At 67.6% G+C, this 19816-nt stretch carries 17 protein-coding genes; 6 read left to right on the top strand and 11 right to left on the bottom strand.

The window, feature by feature from the left end; all coding sequences use genetic code 11:
- From LLW23_RS03780 to LLW23_RS03800, 5 genes are all read right to left on the bottom strand, one after another.
- Entirely contained in the window at positions 1-792 is a 792-nt protein-coding gene (locus tag LLW23_RS03780) for a transglutaminase family protein (RefSeq protein ID WP_228947445.1), read from the bottom strand.
- On the bottom strand, positions 792-1727 hold the full coding sequence (locus LLW23_RS03785) for an alpha-E domain-containing protein (protein WP_228947446.1): 936 nt from the start codon (positions 1725-1727) through the stop codon (positions 792-794). The genes LLW23_RS03780 and LLW23_RS03785 overlap by 1 nt, the downstream gene beginning before the upstream one ends.
- Before the next feature lie 52 nt (positions 1728-1779).
- Positions 1780-3261, bottom strand: a complete 1482-nt coding sequence (locus tag LLW23_RS03790; RefSeq protein WP_228947447.1) for a circularly permuted type 2 ATP-grasp protein — start codon at positions 3259-3261, stop codon at positions 1780-1782.
- Between the two features lie 115 nt (positions 3262-3376).
- Positions 3377-3979: a redoxin domain-containing protein gene (locus tag LLW23_RS03795; protein WP_228947448.1), complete on the bottom strand. Its 603-nt coding sequence runs from the start codon at positions 3977-3979 to the stop codon at positions 3377-3379.
- A gap of 11 nt (positions 3980-3990) precedes the next feature.
- Positions 3991-6018 (bottom strand): protein-disulfide reductase DsbD family protein, encoded by a 2028-nt coding sequence (locus LLW23_RS03800; protein ID WP_408642014.1) that lies wholly within the window; start codon positions 6016-6018, stop codon positions 3991-3993.
- Between the two features lie 46 nt (positions 6019-6064).
- Between LLW23_RS03800 and LLW23_RS03805 the strand changes: the two genes are divergently transcribed.
- The gene (locus LLW23_RS03805; RefSeq protein WP_228947450.1) at positions 6065-7717 is read left to right on the top strand and encodes an alkaline phosphatase family protein; all 1653 of its coding nucleotides are present in this window, start codon (positions 6065-6067) and stop codon (positions 7715-7717) included.
- Between the two features lie 71 nt (positions 7718-7788).
- Here LLW23_RS03805 and LLW23_RS03810 read toward each other — a convergent pair whose 3' ends face one another.
- On the bottom strand, positions 7789-8709 hold the full coding sequence (locus LLW23_RS03810) for a manganese catalase family protein (protein WP_228947451.1): 921 nt from the start codon (positions 8707-8709) through the stop codon (positions 7789-7791).
- A 176-nt stretch (positions 8710-8885) separates the two neighbouring features.
- The gene (locus LLW23_RS03815; protein WP_228947452.1) at positions 8886-9821 is read right to left on the bottom strand and encodes a right-handed parallel beta-helix repeat-containing protein; all 936 of its coding nucleotides are present in this window, start codon (positions 9819-9821) and stop codon (positions 8886-8888) included.
- 217 nt (positions 9822-10038) lie between these two features.
- On the opposite strand from LLW23_RS03815, the gene LLW23_RS03820 reads away from it, so the two are divergent.
- Together LLW23_RS03820 and LLW23_RS03825 are read left to right on the top strand one after the other, a co-directional pair.
- Positions 10039-11466, top strand: coding sequence for an aldehyde dehydrogenase family protein (locus LLW23_RS03820; protein WP_228947453.1), 1428 nt, complete (start codon positions 10039-10041; stop codon positions 11464-11466).
- Positions 11467-11526: 60 nt separating this feature from the next.
- Positions 11527-11823 carry an EthD family reductase gene (locus LLW23_RS03825; RefSeq protein WP_228947454.1) on the top strand — a complete coding sequence of 99 codons (297 nt, stop codon included), beginning with the start codon at positions 11527-11529 and terminating at the stop codon, positions 11821-11823.
- A 149-nt stretch (positions 11824-11972) separates the two neighbouring features.
- On the opposite strand, the gene LLW23_RS03830 is transcribed toward LLW23_RS03825, so the two are convergent.
- Genes LLW23_RS03830 through LLW23_RS03840 form a run of 3 tightly spaced genes read right to left on the bottom strand, consistent with a single transcriptional unit; the run spans position 11973 to position 18271 of the window.
- Complete coding sequence (locus LLW23_RS03830; protein WP_228947455.1) at positions 11973-16082, bottom strand: translocation/assembly module TamB domain-containing protein; 4110 nt, start codon at positions 16080-16082, stop codon at positions 11973-11975.
- Complete coding sequence (locus LLW23_RS03835) at positions 16082-18010, bottom strand: autotransporter assembly complex protein TamA (protein ID WP_228947457.1); 1929 nt, start codon at positions 18008-18010, stop codon at positions 16082-16084. The genes LLW23_RS03830 and LLW23_RS03835 overlap by 1 nt, the downstream gene beginning before the upstream one ends.
- 48 nt (positions 18011-18058) lie before the next feature.
- A complete protein-coding gene (locus LLW23_RS03840; RefSeq protein WP_228947459.1) occupies positions 18059-18271 on the bottom strand; it encodes a hypothetical protein in 213 nt (70 codons plus the stop codon).
- 135 nt (positions 18272-18406) lie between these two features.
- On the opposite strand from LLW23_RS03840, the gene LLW23_RS03845 reads away from it, so the two are divergent.
- Positions 18407-18580, top strand: a complete 174-nt coding sequence (locus LLW23_RS03845; RefSeq protein ID WP_228947460.1) for a hypothetical protein — start codon at positions 18407-18409, stop codon at positions 18578-18580.
- Positions 18581-18588: 8 nt separating this feature from the next.
- Here LLW23_RS03845 and LLW23_RS03850 read toward each other — a convergent pair whose 3' ends face one another.
- On the bottom strand, positions 18589-19194 hold the full coding sequence (locus LLW23_RS03850; RefSeq protein WP_228947461.1) for a S24 family peptidase: 606 nt from the start codon (positions 19192-19194) through the stop codon (positions 18589-18591).
- Positions 19195-19278: 84 nt separating this feature from the next.
- Here LLW23_RS03850 and LLW23_RS03855 point away from each other — a divergent pair, with 84 nt between their 5' ends.
- Together LLW23_RS03855 and LLW23_RS03860 are read left to right on the top strand one after the other, a co-directional pair.
- The gene (locus LLW23_RS03855) at positions 19279-19452 is read left to right on the top strand and encodes a hypothetical protein (RefSeq protein ID WP_228947462.1); all 174 of its coding nucleotides are present in this window, start codon (positions 19279-19281) and stop codon (positions 19450-19452) included.
- Positions 19449-19781, top strand: a complete 333-nt coding sequence (locus LLW23_RS03860) for a hypothetical protein (RefSeq protein WP_228947463.1) — start codon at positions 19449-19451, stop codon at positions 19779-19781. Before LLW23_RS03855 ends, LLW23_RS03860 begins: the two co-directional genes overlap by 4 nt.
- Positions 19782-19816 lie beyond the last annotated feature (35 nt).

Genomic DNA, 19816 nt, shown 5'->3' on the forward strand with positions numbered 1-19816 from the left:
CTAAGCCTCCTGAACCGTCACCTCGACGTCGAGCCGTTCCGCACCCTCGCCGAGCCGCGAGCCCGCAACCGGCGCTGCGCCCGCCGCATCCAGCGCCGCCGCAACCCGCACATGATGCTCCTCCGGTGATAGGCCCAGTGTCGGATCGAACCCGACCCAGCCATCACCATCGATCCACGCCTCGGCCCACCCATGCGGCGTCGGCCGGTGGTCGCCCGCCAAATCGCAATAACCCGTCACATAGCGCGCCGGCGCGCCCAGCGATCGCGCGCCCGCAACGAACAATTGCGCCATGTCGCGCGCCGTCAGCGCTTCACGTTCAAATGCCGCCGCCGCTGTCAGCCCAGCCTCGGGACGCTCGGCATCGACGGCAAAGCGCGCGCCGATCGCTTCGTTGAAACGATGCAGCGCCGCCCGATTACGCCCACCGGTCTCCGTCGCGAAGGCGGCGATCGCTGCGCTCGCAGCCGTCGCTGGCGTCGTGCGCAGAAAGAACGTCGGCGGCAACACCTCGTTGGTGCCGTGCAACACGCCGCCCGACGTGCTCGTCACCACCTCGCCCGTCACCGATAGTTCGATTCCCGCGATCGGCCCCTCGCAATACAGCATCGTCGTCGCATTGCCGAAGCCATCGCGGTGGTTCGTCATCCGCGCGTCGCAGTCGATCGCAATGTGCCACGCCGCGACCGTCTGGTCGTGCGTATTGTCCGGCGTCATCCGCAGCATCTGAACGATCCGGCCCTGCGGCGCGGAGAAGCGATACGTCGTGCGGTGTTCGATCGACAGCCGCATCAGTGGAACTTGAACTGCCGGCCAATGGCCGTGTGAAGCTGGTCATTCTCCGCGATCAGCGCCTCGAGATGCTGGTGCAGCCCGGATACGATCACGTCCTTCGTCCGCGTCCGCACCACCCGCGCATGCCGTGCGCGCGCCATCCGGTCGGCCTCGCCATGCGATCCGGTGCGCTTAGCAAGCGCGGTCAGCACCTCGATCGTCTCCTCGGTTGCTGCGGAAATGCTGCGCGGCAATTCGGCGCGCGACAGCAGCAAATCGATCACGTTCGCCGGCACTAAGCCGTCATTGTACAGCCAGCGATACGCCGTCACCGCCGACACCGTCTGCAGGATCGTCGTCCACTGATCACGATCGACCGTCCCGCCGACCGGCTCGCCCTCGGGCAACAGGATGTGATATTTCACGTCAAGCAACCGCGCCGTATCGTCGACTCGCTCGGTCGCTTGGCCAAGCCGGATAAACAGCGTCGTCTGGTTGCGCAGCATCCGCTGCACCGCACCCTCGAACCCGCGCGTCTCGGCCTTTACCGCATCGACCAGCGCCAGCGTACGATCGGGATCGAGCCGGCTAGCGCGCTTGTCGAACGCAAGCCACGCCCCGTTGATCGCTGACCAAGCTTCGCGCGTCAGCGCAGTGCGCACCGCCTTCGCGTTCAGCCGCGCCATATCAAGGCAACGGACGATTGACCCCGGATGCGAGGTATCGCTCGTGAGAAACCGCGCGACCGACTCGCGCGTCAGGCCCGCCCCGCTGGCTTTGAACGCCTCCTCGGTATCCGTCACCGCGAGCGCTGATTGCCACGCCGCCTCCCCCGCGGGCCGCGGCGACAGCACATCAAGCCGCACCGTCGCTTCGACCAGCCGAGCGATGAAATCCGCCCGCTCGATATATCGCCCGAGCCAGTAGAGGGACGATGCGGTCCGACTCAGCATGGGCGGAACGCCTTCAGATCGCCGGTGTTCGGGTCCGTGCAGCAAGACCTGATCACAGCGTCTGCTCCTGCACCATGCCACCCATCGTCTGGTTCTGCGCTTGCCGCTTGCCGCCATCCAGCAGCACGAACGAGTCCTTCGTGCCCCCGCCCTGCGAGGAATTCACCACCAGCGACCCCTCCTTCAACGCTACCCGAGTCAACCCGCCCGGCACCACCTGGACGCCCTTGGATCCCGTCAACACGAATGGTCGGAAATCGACATGCCGCGGGCTCAACCCCGCATCACCAAGCGTCGGCACGGTCGACAGCGCCAGCGTCGGCTGCGCGATATAGCGCTCCGGCTCGGCTTCCAGCACGCTGCGGAACTTGGCGATCTCGGCCTTCGTCGCGGTCGGGCCGACAAGCATGCCATAGCCGCCCGATCCATCGACCAGCTTCACCACCAGCTGCTCAAGGTGATCAAGCGTGTATTTCAGCGCGCCCGGCTCGCGGCAGCGAAACGTCTCGACGTTCGGCAGTTTGGCATCCTTACCCGAGTAGAAGCGCACGATCTCGGGCATGTAGCTGTAGATCGCCTTGTCGTCGGCGATCCCGTTCCCGGGCGCGTTCATGATCGCGACGTTGCCCGCGCGGTAAGCCGCGATCAGCCCCGGCACGCCCAGCGCCGAATCCGGCCGGAACACCAGCGGATCGAGATAATCGTCATCTATCCGGCGATAGATCACATCGACCTTCACGCGCCCCGCGATCGTGCGCATGTAGACCACGTCGTCATCGACCACGAGATCGGCCGCCTCGACCAGCTCGATCCCCATCGAATCCGCCAGGAAGCTGTGTTCGTAATAGGCCGAATTATAATGGCCCGGCGTCAAAACCACGCAATTCGGGTTCTGCCCGCACCCGTGCGGCGCGACCGAGCGCATCGTCTCGAGCAGCCGGTCGGGGTAACTATCAACTGCCGCGACGCGGAATTCCTGGAACAGCTCCGGGCATAGCCGCACCATCGCCTCGCGGTTCTCCAGCATGTAGCTGACACCCGAGGGCGTGCGCGCATTGTCTTCGAGCACGAAGAATTCGTCCGGACCTGTCCGGACCAGATCGATACCGCAGATATGTGCCCACACGCCATGCGGCGGCCGGATGCCGACGATCTCGGGTCGGAACTGCGCATTGTGGAAGATCAGATCCTCCGGCAGCACGCCAGCCTTCAGGATCTCCTGCGCGCCGTAGATATCGTCGAGGAACAGGTTGATCGCCTCGACGCGCTGGATCAGCCCCTCGGAAAGTCGTGCCCACTCGTCGGCGAGGAACACCCGCGGGACGATATCGAATGGGATGATCCGCTCGCTGGCGTCGCTGTCGCCATAAACCGCGAACGTAATGCCAAGCTGGCGAAAGGTCGTCTCCGCGGCTTCCTGGCGACGGCGCAAGTCTTCGGGTGGCGTGTCGGCAAGCCAGCGTGCGAGGTCAGCGAGTTCAGGACGGGCGACGCCGCCATGTCCCATGATTTCGTCAAACGCGTGTTGCCCCATTCGCCGCCCAACGCCGGAGGATCAGTTCGGATGCATGGTGCGCGAGAATGTTGCGCCGCACAACCCTTCCGCGTCATCCCGGTCTCAAGCCGGGATCCCGCTTCTTCTTACTCGCTCAGTCCGCGTATTTCACCGAACACCCATAAGGCCGCGTCTCGGGCATCGACACCGCCTTGCCCGCCTTCACCTCGCCAAGCGCCGCCAGCACGTGGTTGCGTGCACCGATCACGTCGGCCTTATCAGGTGTTGGCCGGTCATCGATGCCGCCCTGGTACACCAGCCGCCCGGCGGCATCGATCAGGTAAAGGTGCGGCGTCGTCTTCGCCGCATAGCCCTTGCCCACGCGGCCCTCCGGATCGAGCAGATACGCAGTCGGCGCAGCCTTCTGCGTCGTGACGAAGCTCTTCGCCTGCGGCCCGGTCATGTAGCCCTGCTTGCCAGGCGCGCCTGAATTGATTGTCAGCCAAACCGCGCCCGCGGCTTTCGCCTTGGCCTGCGTCGCCTGCATGTTGCCGCTCTCGTAATGCTTCTTCACATACGGGCAGCCGGGGTTGTTCCATTCGAGCACCACCGGCCGCCCCTTGAACTGGCCGAGCGTCACGCTCTTGCCGTCGGCATCGGTCAGGCGAAAATTGCCCGCCGGCTTGCCGATGGCCTGTTGCGCGGCAGCGGGAGTAATCGCCAGCACGGCGACGGCGAACGGGATAAGCAGACGCATCCTTGCTCTCCTCAGGTCGTGCCCCCCGGCAGTTCCGTCAGCATGCCCGTCGTCAGCAATTGCGGCAAGACCCGCGGGCTCGCCGCGCCCTTGGGATACCATAGGTACAGCGGCACGCCGGCGCGGTTATGCCCCTCGATGAACCGCCCGAGCGCCGGATCGCCATCGGTCCAGTTGCCGACCAGCACCGCCACCTTCCCATCGGCGAAGGCACGCGCCGTTCCCGCGGTCTCGATCGCGGCCTTTTCGTTGACCTTGCACGTCAGGCACCAGTCGGCGGTGAAATAGGCGAACACCGGCCGTCCCTCCGCGCGCAACGCCGCCAGCCGCGCCTCGCTGAATGGCTCGACCCCGGCCATGCTCGGCGCAGACACTGCCGCCTGGGGCTTCACCAGCACCACGACGATCAGCGCCAGCGCCATTGCCGGCACCGCCGGCCACCACGCCCGCTCGCGCCCCGTCTCCTGCCGCCGCCCGGTCCACCACAAGCCGAACCCAGCGAGCAAGGTCGCGGCCAGCCCGAGCGTCATGCCATCCACCCCGGCCTGCCGCCCCAATACCCAGGTGAGTGCCAACGCCGTCAGGAACATCGGCACGGACAGGATGCGCCGCAGTCGCGCCATCCACGCCCCCGGCCGCGGCAACCGCCGCCGCAGCGCTGGCACGAATCCAATCAGCAGGAACGGCAAAGCGATCCCGAGCCCGAGCCCCGCGAACACCAGCATCGCCGCGGCCGGCGGCAGCACCAGCGCCGCCCCCAGCGCCGCGCCCATGAACGGCCCGGTACACGGCGTCGCGACGAACGCCGCGAGCGCGCCCGTCGCGAACGCACCACTCGTCCCCGATCGGCTGGCGAAAGCGGGCGTTGGCAGCTCGAACAGCCCCGCCAGGTTGAGCGCAATCCCCGCCGTCAGCAGCAGCAGCACGCCGATCACGCGCGGATCCTGCAACTGGAACGCCCAGCCCACCGTCGCCCCACCCGCGCGCAGCCCCAGCAGGATCCCGCCGAGCGCCACGCACACCAACACCACGCCCGCGGTATAGGCCAGCGCCTCGCGCCGCGCCGCGCCCTCATTCCCCCCCGACTTGGCAAGGCTCAGCGCTTTCAGGCTCAGGATCGGGAACACACACGGCATGATGTTGAGCAGCAAGCCGCCGACCACCGCGCCCGCGAACGCGAGCGCCGCCGCCTGCCACCCGCCGCTGCTCGCTTGCTCGACCGCCGCCACCACGCCGGGCTGCGCGCGGATCGCAAAGCCCTGCCCGTCGCCTGTCGCCAGCACGCCCGCGATAGCGCCGATCGCAGCCGTGCCCGGCGCTGCCTTGGTCGTCAGCACGATCCGGTCGCCGTCGCGCGTCACCGCCTGTGGCGCGGCATAATCGACCGCGCCACCAGCGGCCGGGTAGAAATAAACGTCGCCCGCCGCCGCACTCGCCGGGAACGGCACCGCCAGCCGGAACTGCCCCTGCGCGCCCTGCCACGTTGCCGGCGAGCCCAGTGGCCGCGGCATTTTCAGCCGCCACCCATCGAACCGCGCCCGCGTCGCCGGATCGACCGCGCCGTCACCGATCGTCAGCACCGTGGCCAGCGTCTGCGTTTCGGGCACGCAGATCTCCTCGGTACATACAAGGTAATCCGCCTTCACCTGAATCGGCAGCTTCGTCCCCGCCGCCAGCCCGGCCGGGATCGCCAGCTCCACCAGCTGCGCGAACGGCGCCTCGTAGACATAGTTCATCAGGCCGCCGACGATCAGCCGCCCCGGCACGGGATAGCGCAGCTCGCCTGCGCTCACCCCCGCCGGCAGCGTCCACTCCAGCGTCGTCTCGATCCCGGCGTCGCCGCCGTTCTTCCAATAGCCGTGCCAGCTTTTTTCCGGTCGCGAATCGAACGCCAGCGTCACCGTCGATCCCGCCGCCGGCCGCGCGCTTTCGGGCACCAGGTCGATGGCAACATGCCGCTCTTGCGCCGCTGCCACCTGGGCAAACAGCGTCACGATCATGAAAAACAGGGTTGCTACCCACGCTTGCCTAGCCGCCATGTCGGGCACATACCGCGCCCGGCACCGCTTTGCACCAAGGTCCACGATGAAACCTCTCCTCGCCGCCCTGCTCGCCTCGATCGCCCTTCCTCTCACGACAGCGCCCGCCGCCGCGCAGGAAGCGCCACCGCCGCCCGCCGCGATCGCGCCCGCGCCGCGCACGCCCCCCAAGCTGATCGTCGCGATCTCGGTCGATCAATTCTCCGCCGATCTGTTCGCGCAATATCGCAATCATTTCAGCGACGGCTTCGCGCGGCTGTTGCAAGGCGCGGTCTTCCCGGCCGGCTACCAAAGCCATGCCGCGACCGAAACGTGCCCCGGTCATTCGACGATCCTCACCGGCATGCGCCCGAACCGCACCGGCATCGTCGCCAACACCTGGATCAACCAGAAGGCACCGCGCGAGGACAAGCAGGTGTATTGCGCCGAGGACGAAAGCGCGCCGGGCACCGATCACAACAAGTACAAGCCATCCGATCTCCACCTCAAGGTGCCAACGCTCGGCGAGATGATGAAGGCAGCGAACCCCGCCAGCCGCGTCGTCTCGGTCGCCGGCAAGGATCGCGCGGCGATCATGATGGGCGGCCACAAGATCGACGAATTATGGTTCTGGCGCGACACCGATTTCGTGTCCTACGAAGGCCGGCCTGTGCCACCCGCGGTACAACGCGGGCGTGACGCGGTTGCCCGGCTGATCGCCGCGCCGCAAGAGCCGCTGCCCGTCCCCGGCTTCTGCCGCCCGCTGATGCAGCCATTCCGCGTCGGGACGCAGACGATCGGTGACGGCCGCTTCGCGCGCGCGGCCGGTGACATGCGCGCCTTCCGCGCCTCGCCCGCGCTCGACGGCGCGGTCTTCGCGATCGCCGCCGGCCTGATCCAGGACATGAAGCTCGGCCAGGGCACCGCGCCCGATCTCATCGCGATTGGCGCCTCGGCCACCGATTACGTCGGCCATGCTTACGGACCCGGCGGCGGCGAGACGTGCCTCCAGATGGCGGAGCTCGACCGCACGATCGGTGGCTTTCTCGCCACGCTCGATTCCTGGAACATTGATTACGAGGTGGTCCTAACCGCCGACCACGGCGGCCACGACATGACCGAGCGGCAGCAGCAGCGCGCGATGCCGATGGAGCAGCGCGTCTCGGTCGACGTTTCAAGCAAAGCGGTCGGCGAAGCAGTCGGCAAGCAGCTGGGCATCCCCGGCCCGATCCTGCTCGCGTCCGAAGGTGACATCTACGTCTCCGACTCGGTCCCGCCGGCGAAGCGCGCCGCGGTCATCGCGGAATCGATCAAGCGGCTGCGCGCGATGCCGCAGGTCGCCACCGTGCTGACGCGCGACGAGATCGCAGCCGCCACAATCCCCCAGACGCCGCCCGAGACATGGACGCTCGCCCAGCGCGCCCACGCGTCCTACGATCCCGCCGTGTCGGGCGACTTCCTTGTCCTGCTGAAGCCGCGGGTCACGGGCATCGTGGCGCCCGGGCCCGGTTACGTCGCGACGCATGGCAGCCCGTGGGATTACGACCGCCGCGTCCCGATCCTGTTCTGGCGCAAAGGCATGTCCGGCTTCGAACAGTCCCAGTCGGTCGAGACGGTCGACATCGCACCGACGCTCGCTGCGACGATCAACCTCCCCGTACGTGGCCTCGACGGTCGCTGCCTCGATCTCGACAGCGGGGCCGCCAACACCTGCCGCTAAACGCAAAAAAGCCGGCGCGAGTATCCCAAGGGGGACGCCCACGCCGGCCAATCACTCAACCATCAAGCCGCTCAGCGCGACTTCTGATACAGCTTGTTCGCGATCTCAAACATTTCCTCGGGCGCATAATCCGGCGTGAATGCACAGGGTACGCCGGCGAGCTGCGCGATCTTGCCGCCCTCGGGAATGCCATCGACCACTTCGAGTTCACCCGGCGGATCACCCGGCAGTGCGACCTCGTCGTTGCTCCAGATCCCCGAGATCTCCTTATAATCGTCCGGGCTCCAGGTGTAGAGCCGGCGATGCGATCCTTCGTCGAGGTACTTCTGGCACTCGGGGATCTTGCTAAGATCGATGTTCGGCGTCGGGAGCATCTTTTTGATGTCGACCCCGGTGATCTTCTCCAGCGCCAGCGCATAAGCGTGCGCGTGGACCGAGCCGCGCACCAACAGATAGCCACATACTTCGCGCCCAGTAGGATCGGAAACCGTCTCGTACACACGCAGCTTATGAAGCCGTGCGCCGCATTCGAGATGGAAGTTATGCAGCAGATCGGTAACGACGTTACCCGTCGTCGTAATGAAATCGTTGTTCCACGAACGGCCCATCGAGTCGGTCGGCGTCGCGCCACCACCGTTCGACAGGAAGCTCGCCGCGTCGCGGATTTCCTTCATGCTCTCGAATGGCGTCATCGAAATGTCGCCGCCATCACCGGTATCGTCACCGTCCGGGCCGTTCGCGAGCATGTTCACGCCGGCCGAAACGAGCTCGACATGGCCCAGTTCCTCGGCGGTGATCGACGCCACCAGGCTGTAAAACGGGCGCAGCTTCGACTTGGATTTGAAGTTGAAGCTCTGGAACATGTAGTTTCCCAGCGTGGACATCTCGCCATACTTACCACCGAGCAGTTCGCGCAGCGCCGCGGCGGCATTTGGGTCCTGGGTTTCGGGCTGAGGGAGATGTGCCTGAAGCTTATCGACGCGCATGAACATAGATAGTCTCCTGTAGGATCATCACTCCAACAGGTCGTGGCGGCAAAGGATGCAATTATTACGTATGATCAGGATCAACTACACACATCATAACTTCGACAATTATTAGGCAATACTGATTTCCATCAGTAACTAGAGCGTGGACTATTCGAAAGATCACATATTTGGCTTTTGCCTCAAGGCTCTCGCGTCTCGTACGCCCGCACGCCGGCGCCGAGCTTGTTCGTCCCCTGCACCAGCCGCTCGCCGCTCACGTTCGCCAGAAACGCGGGGCTTTTCGCCTGCCCCGGCGCCAGCGTCGCGACATTGTCGTGGACGCTCAGCCCGGCGGAGCGAAACTTGCGCTGTTCCGCCGCAACCACGATCATCCCGCTCCAATTCTCCTTGCGCGTCCCTTGCACGAAGGTGTTGCGCGCAATCTCCCCGGTCGCGCCTTCGGGCAGGTCGATCATGTAGTTGGTGCGATTGCCCGCGGTATCGTCGAAGCTGTTGTCGCTGATCGTCACCTTGGGCACGCGCAGCTTCACATAATGCCCGCCCTGCCCGCGCTCGAAGCGCGAATTGGTGATCGTCACGCTCCCGCGGCTGCCGAGATACACCGAATGCGCGCAATCCTCGGTCTCGTGGCACTGGCCCAGCCCCGAGAAGGTCGAGCGGTCGATCGTCACGTTCGCCGCCTCTTCAGTGCCGCCGAGGATGCCCTCCTGACTGTCGAGGAACATCGAATTGCGCACCACGAGGTCGCCGATCTCGATCCGGATCCCTGCGCCATTGCCATCCGGCACGCGGATATTGCGGAAGACAAGGCCGTCGACCACCGATCCGCCGCCGCGCAGCACGAGCGCCGCCTTGCCCTCACACGCCCCCTCGAAGATCGCGGCGCCTGGTTCGATTGCCTTGAACGTCACCCGCCCGGCCTGCTGCACGGCGCATTCGCTGTAGACACCCGGCGCGATCAGGACGGTGAAATCCTTGCCGCGGTTCTGCATCAGCGCATCGTCAAGCGTGGCATAGCCTTCGCCCGTTTCCTGCACGGTGAAGGGCGCGCGTGCCTGCTGGCTGGCGGCCGGCGCCGCAAGCAGTGCTGCGAGGAGGACGGGAGAAAAACGCATGGAACAGGTCCTTTCCCCGCCCTCCTGGCGCGCGCGCGAAGCCGGCGGAAGCATCATTCGCGGTTAACGGCGGTGGATCGGTTCGGCCACGGGTTGACGCCGTTGCCTTCTGTCCCGTCGCGGCACGGCGGCAGCGTATCGCGTTTCCTGTTGCAACCGACTTAAGTCGGTCTCATGTGCATACCGAAACGTCGAATCCAAGACGGAGAGGCATAATATGCATAGCTACCTGAAACAGTATATCGATGGCGCGTGGGTCGAGAGCGAGGGCGGCACTCGTCACGAAGTGATCGATCCGTCGACCGAGCAAGCGACGACTGAAATCACGCTCGGCTCGACCGCCGACGTCGACAAAGCCGTCGCCGCCGCCAAGAAGGCGTTCAAGACCTGGTCGCAGACCACCGTCGATGAGCGCGCCGCGATCCTCGAAAAGATCATCGCCGGCTACAAGGCACGTATCCCCGATCTCGCCGCCGCCACCAGCCGCGAAATGGGCGCCCCCATCTCCTTCGCCAGCATGGCACAGGCACCCGCCGGGCTCGGCCACTTCATGGGCACGCTCGCCGCACTCAAGGAATTCAGCTTCTCCGAAGCCGCCGCGAAGGGCGCGCGCGTCGTCCATGAGCCAATCGGCGTCGTCGCGATGATCACCCCATGGAACTGGCCGCTCAACCAGATCTGCGCAAAGGTCGCGCCCGCACTGGCCGCCGGCAACACGATGATCCTCAAACCGTCGGAAGAAGCGCCGACGAACGCCATGATCCTCGCCGAGATCCTCGAGGAAGCCGGCGTGCCCGCAGGCGTCTTCAACCTTGTCAACGGTGACGGCCCCACGGTCGGCGCAGCGCTGTCGAGCCACAAGGACGTCGACATGGTCAGCTTCACCGGCTCGACCCGCGCCGGCATCGCCGTCGCCACCGCGGCCGCCGCGACCGTCAAGCGCGTCCACCAGGAACTTGGTGGCAAAGCCCCGAACGTCGTGCTCCAGGGCGCAAAGCTTGGTGAAGTGCTGCCTCCGACGCTCGCCGGCGTCATCGCCAACACCGGCCAGAGCTGCATCGCGCCGACCCGCCTGCTCGTCCACAAGAGCCAGGTGAGCGAGGCCGAAGAGGTCGTTAAGGCGATCATGGAAGCCACCACGATCGACAGCCCGGAAAAGCAGGGCGCGCATATCGGTCCGGTCGTCAACAAGGCGCAGTTCGACAAGATCCAGACGCTGATCCAGTCGGCGCTCGACGAAGGCGCCCGCCTCGTAACGGGCGGCGTGGGTCGCCCGGATGGCCGCAACGCCGGCTATTACATCAAGCCGACCGTGCTTGCCGACGTGACCCCCGAAATGCGCATCTATCGCGAAGAGACCTTCGGCCCGGTCGCGACGATCAGCACCTACGAGGATAGCGATCAGGCGATCGAGATGGCCAATGACACCGAATACGGCCTGTCGGCGACGATCTCGGGTGATCCTGCCGAAGCGTCGAAGATCGCCGGCAAGCTGCGCGCCGGCCTCGTCACGATCAACGCCTGGGGCCCCAACGGCGCGACGCCGTTCGGCGGCTATAAATCCTCCGGCAACGGCCGCGAGGGCGGCAAGTGGGGCCTGACCGATTTCATGGAAGTGAAGACGATCGTCGGCGAACCCGCCTGACCCAATGAACTGAGCGGGCGCCCCGAAACGGGCGCCCGTTTTGTATTTAGGAGAGCAAGAATGATCGTCAGCGTGATCTATCCGAACCACGACGGTGCCCGGTTCGACGCCGATTACTACAAGGCCACCCACGCGGCACTGGCGCAGGAATTATGGAACCCCGACCGGATCGAGCTGATCGCGGGCCAGTCCCCCAACGCGGACCCTGTCCCGTACGCGCTCATCGCCCACTTCCACTTCGCGTCACCAGAAGCGCTCGGCCAAGCGATGGCCAACCCGCGCAACGGCGAGCTGCAAGCCGACGTCCCCAACTTCACCGACATCACCCCGACCCTGATGATGAGCCGCGCGCTTTGACGCCATGACCCCGGCCTTGAGCCGGGGTCCGGCTGATCTGCCGTCATGCCGGGCTTGTTCCGGCATCCACGGTGCAGCAAATCCGGAGGCTTGAGGCGTGCCGAGGGGTGGATGCCTGGGACAAGCCCGGCATGACGACGAAGTCCACCTCAATAATCCCGTGAAATCCGCACGTTCGCGCTCTGCCGCCCCAGCGTCGAGATACTCGACAGCAACGATAGCCACCGTGTCACTTGAAACTCCACGCGCGTCGCCGAATAGCCCTGCCCGTCGGTCACGATCTCGGCATACAGCCGCCGCGACACATATTTTCCTGCCGCGATCGACGTGCCCTGCCCGGTCTGCGGATCGGCCGGCAGGATGCGCAGCCGATCCAGCCCCGCCGCACGCCGCACCGCGTTGATCGGGTTCAGCCCGCCATTGCCGTCGCGCAGCGCCGCCACCGCCGCGGCGAGCTGCAGCGCCTCGGGCGCCGACAGATTGGTGATCGACGTCCCGAACAGCAGCCGCGACAACAGCTCGTCCTGTGGCAGCGCGGGCACGCTAGAAAAGGTGATCTCCGGCTTCAGCGCCACCCCAGTCACGCGGATCGAAGCGCTCAGCCCGGTCGAATCCGCATTCGCCTCGATGTCGAGTGCCGGATTGGCCGGCGTCTCGCCCGCGAACCTGATGACGCCGCGTTCCAACTGGAACTCGCGCCCGGCGAACTCGTAATCGCCGCGGATCAGATCGGCGCGGCCAGTGATCGCCGGATTGTCCGGCGCGCCGCCGATCGTCAGATCGGCAGACCATTCGCTCGTCAGCCCCAACCCGGTCACCAGCAGCTGGTCCGCCGCCCGCGCACGGATGTCGAGCCGCCACGGCGCAGGCGGCGTGAAGGCATCGTCTCCGCCATCGGGCGCATTGATCTCGCGCACGACCAGCCGCGGCACCGCACTCGTCGCGCTCGCCTGCCCCAGCCGATAGCGGCTGCGATCGAGCCGTACCGCCCCCGAGATCGTCCCGCCCCGCCCGTTCGACTGGAACCGCAGCGGCCCGGTCACCGTCGCCGCGATATCGTCGCGGTTGATCATCGCCGCCTTGTCGGCGTTCAGCGTCAGGTCCAGCCCGATGCCGCCCGCCGCCGCGAAGTCGAACCGCCCCGCGCCACTCACCCGCCCGCCGCGTCCCGCATCGGCGGTGAACTGCCCGATCGCCAGCCGCGAACCTGCGAACCGCCCGGCGGCCTGCACGTTGCTCAGCACCGTCCCCGTCGTCGCGCTCTCGATCCGTGCGCCCTTCGCCTGCACCGCGCCGCGAATTACCGGGTTCGCGACCGTTCCGCTCACGTCGGCGGCGATCGATACTGGCCCCGACAGGTCGAACAGTTCGACCCGGCTCAGCCGCCACAGCGTATCCGCCGGTCCGTCGTAGCGCAGCTGCGCGAACACCCCCGCCCCCGCCAGCCGCGCCGCCAGATCGCCACCGCCGAGCCGCAGCTGCGCCTGCCCGCGCCCGATCGTCTTGCCGCCCGAAGCGACCACCGCGCGCAGCCCTGCACGATCGGCGGTCAGCACGCCCGCCACCCCCATGTCGATCGGCGCGGACGACAGCAGCAGCCCCGATCGCGTGAGGCCACGCACCGTCATGTCGATCCGCCCGGTCGGCGCCCCGCCCGCGCCGCTCGCATAGGTCAGCCTGCCCGACGCGCTCCCGCCGAGCCCCAGCCCCGGATAGCCGATGTCGAGCACCGCCAGCGGCATCTTCGCCAGCGTCGCGTCGATCGCATTGCCGTCGGGCGCGAACCGTCCCGAAACCGTCGCATTGCCCCCCGCGAACATCAGCCGCGTCGCCGCCAACCGCCATGCCTCACCGTCGCGCGTCAGCACCGCCGGCGTCTCCAGCCGCAGCGGCCGGCGATCGACCGTCCCCTGCGCAACGATGCGATAACTGTCGGCGGTCACGTCGATCACGCTTTGGATATCGAACGCTCGCCCGCGCGATCCGGCGATCGACGCGCGCACTTGCCCCACGCCATCACGGAGCTTTGCATTGGCCGCGAACCGCGCGAGGCTCAGCGCACCACGCCGCAGCCCGACGCCGGTAAACGTCGCCTCGATCGACGTCCCCGCCGGATCGAGCAGCGCGACCAGATCGAGCCGCCCGCTGCGCAACGTCACCGCATCCGCCAGCCGTGCCGCGCGCAACGCCAGCCGCGTCTCGATCCGCTGCACATCGCCCACCGGCCGCAGCAGCACCTCGCCGTCGATCCCGCCCCCGGCGACCGCCAGCCGCCCCGCGAACCCGCCCTCGACGATATCGAGCGTCCCCGCCGCCTGCGTCCCGCTCACGTCGAGCCGCGCAATCGCGATCCGCGCCTCGCCTCCGCGCGGCAGCAGAATCTCGCCCGTCCCCTCGAACGGCCCGAGCCGCGAGCCGCCAGCAGCGGTGAATGCAAAGCCATTCGCGGACGGATCGAGATGCGCCCGCACCGCCCGCAACCCCATCGCCTCGTTCGGCCGCTCGAACAGCAGGTCGAGCGTCGGCCGGTCGATCCGCCCGTCGAGCTTCAGCGTCAGCGGGCCGTAACTCGCCTGCCGCCCGCTCCCCTCGAAATGGAACGTCCCGTCCCGCCGGCGATAGCCATTACCCTTCAGCCGGATCGACGGCCCGGTCAGCACTAGATTGCGGAAGTGCAGGATCCCATCCGGCGTCCGCTCCAGCCCGGTCACGATCCGCGGCAGTCCCCCAGCGAGGCTGCGGAAGAACGCATTGTCGAGCCGCACCATCTGCGCCGTGCCGGTCCCGACCACCCGCGTGCCGCGCCGCCCTGGACCCGGCACGACCTGTAGCCGCGAGGTCACATCGACCACGCCGAGCCCCGGGATCAGATACCGCCCCAGCGCGCCGTTCAGCCCGACCTGATATTCCCCCGTGCGCAGATCGAGCACCAGCCCGATCCGCCCGGTCAATTTGTCCGACCGCAGCCGAAGATCGTCCCCGGTGATCATCATCGGCGTCAAGCGCAGCACGCCGTCGACCGACAGGTTGCGCAGGATGCCCCCCGCTACATCTCCCACGCCCGTCACGCGCGCCGCAGTAAATCGCACCGGCAGCGTCACCGGCGATTTCGACAGCCGCCCCTTGCCAGCCGCCCGCGCATTCTCGAACCCGGTCTGATCGAAAGCGAACCGCGCCGCGGTGATGCGATAATCGAAGGACGCGGTCGCAAACGGCCCGTCGAGCACCGCGCGCAGTTCAACATCGCGACCCGTCATGTTCAAAAACAGCGCGGGCGGCCGCAACAACCGCGCCCGTACCCGCAGGTTACGCCATGCGCTCGTCGCCAGGTCCGCGATCCCCGTCGCCTCCACCGCCAGCGCCGCCGAACGCAGCGACAGCGTGCCGTCGAGCCGCCGGTCGACCAGCGTCGCCGCGCCGTTCACCAGCACGCGTGGGCCCGTCAGCCGCTGCACCCTGCCCTTGGTCAGGCTTGCCGGCACCACCGCGCCGGTCAGCGTATAGGCGCCCGCACGATTGCCGAGCGCCAGCTCGGCGACCCGCGCGCCGCCCACCACCGCTACCGCGCGACCCTGCCACGCGGCCCAGCGCCCGACGCCGCTCACCTCCACCGCGAGCGGCCGCCGCACGCCCGCCATCCGTGCCAGCACGCCAGTCGCGGTGCCGCGCGCGCGCACGTCGATGTCGAACCGATTGCGATCCGGCGCAGCATCGATCTTCAGCGCCAGCCGATCGCTGCCCTCGACGACGGCATCCAGCTCGACCATCGCCCGCCCGTCGCGAATATCCGCCCGCCCGCTCAGCCGCCCGTACCGCGCTACCCCGGTCACGCGACGCGCCACCATCAGCCGCTCGACCGAGAGCCGCCCGATCGCAATGTCGAAGTCGGGCAGCAACGGACCTTGCTTGGTCGGCAACGTCTTAGGCCATTTCGCCAGTGTCGCCACCGGCACGCGCAGCGAGCGGATGTCGAGCCGATTGTTCAGCCAGGCAAACGGCCGCCAATCGAGTTCCGCACGCGGCGCCGCCAGCACCAGCCCCTCGGGATCATTGACCCGCACGTCGCGCAGCACCGCTTGGCCATAAAGCGACCCGTCGATCCGCCCGACGGTGAAGCGCAGCCCATTCGCCGGCCGCACGGCGTTGATCCGCTCCGCCACCCAGCGGTGCCCGACGTCGGTATCGACGATCCACAAACTCGCGGCCATGATCGCGACCAGCGCCACCAGCGCGCCCACCAGCCAGCGCAACCAGCGCATCAGAAGGCTTGGCCTAAGGACACATACACCGCGATCCGAGAGTCACCTCGCTGCGGGTTCAGCGGCGTGCCGACATCGACGCGGATCGGCCCGAAATTGCTGTAGTAGCGCACGCCGACACCCGCGCCGTAGCGCAGCCCCGAAAAGTCGGGCAGCGGCTTGGTATAGATGTTGCCCGCGTCGAAGAACGGCACGATCCCGAAATTGCCGAACGCCTTCACCCGCGCCTCGATCGCGAATTCCGCGAGGCTGCGCCCGCCGATCGGATCATTGTTCGGATCGCGCGGCCCGATCGACTGGAAGCCATAGCCGCGCACCGATGCGCCGCCGCCGGCGTAGAAGCGCCGCGACGGTGCGATGGCGTCACGCGGCGCCCCCGCGATCGTGCCGAGCCGCATCCGCCCGGCGACCACGACGCGCCCGACCGACTTGTATGCGCTCGCATCCACTTGCGTGCGCGCGTAGCCGAATGCCGATCCCTGCAGCGACACTTCCGGGCTCAGCCGCCCGCTCAGCCGGAACCCGCGCGTCGGGTTGAGCAGATCGTCGGACCCGTCATAGCTCAGGCTGCTCGGCAGCGCGCCGATGAAGAAGATGCGCTCGCGGGGCGCCCCCGTCGAAACGATCACGTCGCGCTCGTCGGTCGCCACCAGCTCGGCGCCTAGCGACCAGGTCCACGCCTTCTGGAAGAAGATATTGGTCTGCCGCTCGAGGCTGCCCGACAGCGAAAAGGTATTCGCCTCATAGGCATCGCGCTGAAGATGCGTGACCGCGATCTGTGCTGTCAGCACGCGATCGCGCCCGCGGAAATTATTGCGGCGGAACGTCACCGCCCCCAGCTGCTCCTGAGTCCCCAGCACACCGCGCACCGTCAGGCCGCCCTCGGGCGGAAACAGATTGCGATGCGTCCAGCTCGCCTCGACCCTTGCGCCCTCACCGGTCCCATAACCGATCTCGCCCGCGATCGTGCGCGGCGGCGCGGGCTCGAGCCGCACGTCGATATCCACCGTCTCGGGCGTGGTGCCCGGCACCGGCTTCACCTCGGCCACCGAGACCAGCCCGGTCTGGATCAGCGCGCGCCGCAAATCGTCGAGCGCCGGCGCGAAGTACGGCTTCCCCGGCTCGAACCGCGCAATGTCCTGCACATGCTCGGCATCGAAGACGCGATTGTTCGCGTTCGTCCGGATCTGCCCGAACACCCGCGGCGTCCCCGGATCGACGCTCACGTCGAGCGTCGCAGTGCGCGCCTCGCGGTCGATCGTCACCACCGGATCGCCGACCGTCGCGAAGGGAAAGCCCTGCGCGCCCACTTCGGCCCGCAGCTTCGCCTCGCCCTCCGCGATGGTATCGGCGTTGACCGGCTGGTCGGGCGTGATGCCGAACGCCCCGCGCAGCGCCTCCGCCTTGTCCCCCGCCGCCGCGACCCCGGCGATCGTCACGTCGTTCAGCCGGTAGATCGGTCCCGGCTCCACCTCGAGCACCACCAGCAACTTCGCGTCGCCCGGCTCGACCCGCGTCTGCACGCGCACGTCATAATAGCCCTCGCCGCGCAACAGCGTGGCGAGCAGCTCCGAATCCTCGCGCGCGCGCCGGTCGATCTGCGCGGCATTGGCCGGGTCGCCGTCATTCTGGTCGAGCACCGACAGTTCGGCGAAGCGCTGGCGCAGCAACGGCGATCCCAGCCCGTCGACCCCATCGATCCGCCAGCTGTAGCGCGTTTCGCCGATCGTCGCGCTGCGCGTCTCGGCGCTGACCGGCTCGGGCGTCAGTTCAGGCCAGGCGACCCCGATATCGGGCAGCGGCGCAAGCGGCGCCGACGCGTCGAGCGTCTGTTGAGCGACGGGCGCGGCCTCTTGCGCCGCGGAGGGGAGCGCAGCGAGCAACGCAATGACACTTGCCGCGCCGATCGACGCGTCTCGCCCGTACATTCGTCGCCCCTACGGGCGACATGATCGGGCGGCAATGCCGCGATGCGATCAATGCACCGTTCCGTGGGGGTAATCGGTCTCAAGCAGCCGCACGAGCCGCTCGATTTGTCGCCAGCGGCAGAAATGAATGTAATTGCCGATGCTTCGGCTGCGATCCGCGCGCAGCGCAGCCTCGAACGCGGCATCGGGACCATGCGTGGACATCAGCGACGCGGCATCGGCAACCGCGCCGCGATTGGCGAGATAGGGGAGCTTCGACAAGGGCGACCTTTTGCTGGGGAGACGCTGTCCGTCTCTGCTGAACGTGTAACCGCGCAGTCGCATAAATCCCGTGAATGGCGAAGGTTAACGCGCGAGAGTGGCGCCAGCCCGCGCGACGTGCGAAGGGCCGCCGCCATGAACCGCCCCGCGACTCCCACCGCCAACGCCGGCGGCTTTCTCCTTGCCGCCTCGCTCCTCGTGGGCACGATCATCGGCGTGATGAAGGGCGAACCATCGATCGGCTTCATGGTCGGGCTCGCCATCGGCGTCGCGCTGGCCGTCGCGGTGTGGCTGCTCGACCGGCGCTGATCCGGCGATCAGGGTCGCCGTAACAGCAGGCGCACCCGCCCGATCACCACCACCTCATCGGCTCCGCACACCAGCGGCGGATACGCCGGATTGTCGCTCACCAGCACGATCGCCTCTCCCTCGCGCCGTACCCGCTTCACCAGCAATTCCTCCCCGCGCCGCACCACGCACACGCCCGCCCCCGAAACGTCGCCGCCGTCCACCAGCAGCCGGTCGCCCGGCAAGATCCCCGGCGCCATCGAATCGCCCACCGCATCGATGATCGACGCCGCGCCCGGCGCCACCCCCGCCTCGCGCAGCATTCGCGCGGTGAAATGCTCCGCGCGCACGAGCCGCTCGTCCTCCGCCACGCGCCCGCGCCCGGCCGAGGCCGCGACCGACAGATACGGCACCACCACCTCCGCTGCGCGCGCCGCGCCGCCGAGCAGCGCCTCCTCCACCCCGAAGAACTGCGCCAGCGTCGCCCGATCGCGCTCGTCGAGCCGCCGCGGCGTGCCCCGCCGCACGAACTGCTGGAGATACGCCACATTGCGCCCGAGCAGCCGCGACAGTTCCGACAGGCTCACGCCGCGCGCCGCCGCCAGCGCTTCCAGTGTCTCGCCGACCGTTCGCATGGCCGCATCCTACCTCTAGGAATTTTCCTAGACAAGTTGGAAAACATGACGGAACAGATCAGGAACAACGAATCGGAGGCTGCCATGTCCCTATTGGTCGAGATCGACCGTTACCTGCGCCGCACCGGCACCCCGCCCACCACCTTCGGGCGGCGCGCGGTCAACGATCCCCGGCTGGTCGGCGACATGCGCCGCGGGCGCCTGCCCGGGCCGGGCGTCCGCGCGCGTGTCGAGGCCATGCTGCAGGAGTCGCAATGATGCGCGGCCCCGGCCCGACCGACCTGCTCGGTCGCGCGCTTGCCGCATCGGCCGCGCGCGCCGGCGCAAGGATAGACCTTGCCGATGGACAGGCAACGCCCTGGCACAGCGCCACCTTCACCGGCGCCCGCCACGCCTTCGCCGCGCAAGCCCCGACGGGTTACCCGCTCGGCAAATGGCTGGCCATGATCGGAGACACTGACCTGCCCCTCCCCGGCCACCTCGTCGCCGATGTGGCGATCACCGCCCGCGAGGAATGCGGCGGACTACTACACTTCCGCATCGAAGCGCTGACGGTGGAAAGCGAAAACACCGTCATGCCGGGCTAGTCCCGGCATCCACCGTGCAGCGCATCCTCCAATCG

Origin of the sequence: Sphingomonas radiodurans (genome assembly GCF_020866845.1) — a bacterium.
GTDB classification, from domain to species: domain Bacteria; phylum Pseudomonadota; class Alphaproteobacteria; order Sphingomonadales; family Sphingomonadaceae; genus Sphingomonas; species Sphingomonas radiodurans.

What these genes read in the sequence shown, in the direction of transcription:
- LLW23_RS03850 (WP_228947461.1), bottom strand. Translation starts at nt 19,194, where the DNA reads ATGCGAACGGTCGGCGAGACACTGGAAGCGCTGGCGGCGGCGCGCGGC.
- LLW23_RS03835 (WP_228947457.1), bottom strand. Translation starts at nt 18,010, where the DNA reads ATGTACGGGCGAGACGCGTCGATCGGCGCGGCAAGTGTCATTGCGTTG.
- LLW23_RS03805 (WP_228947450.1), top strand. Translation starts at nt 6,065, where the DNA reads ATGAAACCTCTCCTCGCCGCCCTGCTCGCCTCGATCGCCCTTCCTCTC.
- LLW23_RS03825 (WP_228947454.1), top strand. Translation starts at nt 11,527, where the DNA reads ATGATCGTCAGCGTGATCTATCCGAACCACGACGGTGCCCGGTTCGAC.
- LLW23_RS03810 (WP_228947451.1), bottom strand. Translation starts at nt 8,709, where the DNA reads ATGTTCATGCGCGTCGATAAGCTTCAGGCACATCTCCCTCAGCCCGAA.
- LLW23_RS03815 (WP_228947452.1), bottom strand. Translation starts at nt 9,821, where the DNA reads ATGCGTTTTTCTCCCGTCCTCCTCGCAGCACTGCTTGCGGCGCCGGCC.
- LLW23_RS03780 (WP_228947445.1), bottom strand. Translation starts at nt 792, where the DNA reads ATGCGGCTGTCGATCGAACACCGCACGACGTATCGCTTCTCCGCGCCG.
- LLW23_RS03860 (WP_228947463.1), top strand. Translation starts at nt 19,449, where the DNA reads ATGATGCGCGGCCCCGGCCCGACCGACCTGCTCGGTCGCGCGCTTGCC.
- LLW23_RS03820 (WP_228947453.1), top strand. Translation starts at nt 10,039, where the DNA reads ATGCATAGCTACCTGAAACAGTATATCGATGGCGCGTGGGTCGAGAGC.
- LLW23_RS03795 (WP_228947448.1), bottom strand. Translation starts at nt 3,979, where the DNA reads ATGCGTCTGCTTATCCCGTTCGCCGTCGCCGTGCTGGCGATTACTCCC.
- LLW23_RS03830 (WP_228947455.1), bottom strand. Translation starts at nt 16,082, where the DNA reads ATGCGCTGGTTGCGCTGGCTGGTGGGCGCGCTGGTGGCGCTGGTCGCG.
- LLW23_RS03785 (WP_228947446.1), bottom strand. Translation starts at nt 1,727, where the DNA reads ATGCTGAGTCGGACCGCATCGTCCCTCTACTGGCTCGGGCGATATATC.
- LLW23_RS03790 (WP_228947447.1), bottom strand. Translation starts at nt 3,261, where the DNA reads ATGGGGCAACACGCGTTTGACGAAATCATGGGACATGGCGGCGTCGCC.
- LLW23_RS03845 (WP_228947460.1), top strand. Translation starts at nt 18,407, where the DNA reads ATGAACCGCCCCGCGACTCCCACCGCCAACGCCGGCGGCTTTCTCCTT.
- LLW23_RS03800 (WP_408642014.1), bottom strand. Translation starts at nt 6,018, where the DNA reads ATGGCGGCTAGGCAAGCGTGGGTAGCAACCCTGTTTTTCATGATCGTG.
- LLW23_RS03855 (WP_228947462.1), top strand. Translation starts at nt 19,279, where the DNA reads ATGTCCCTATTGGTCGAGATCGACCGTTACCTGCGCCGCACCGGCACC.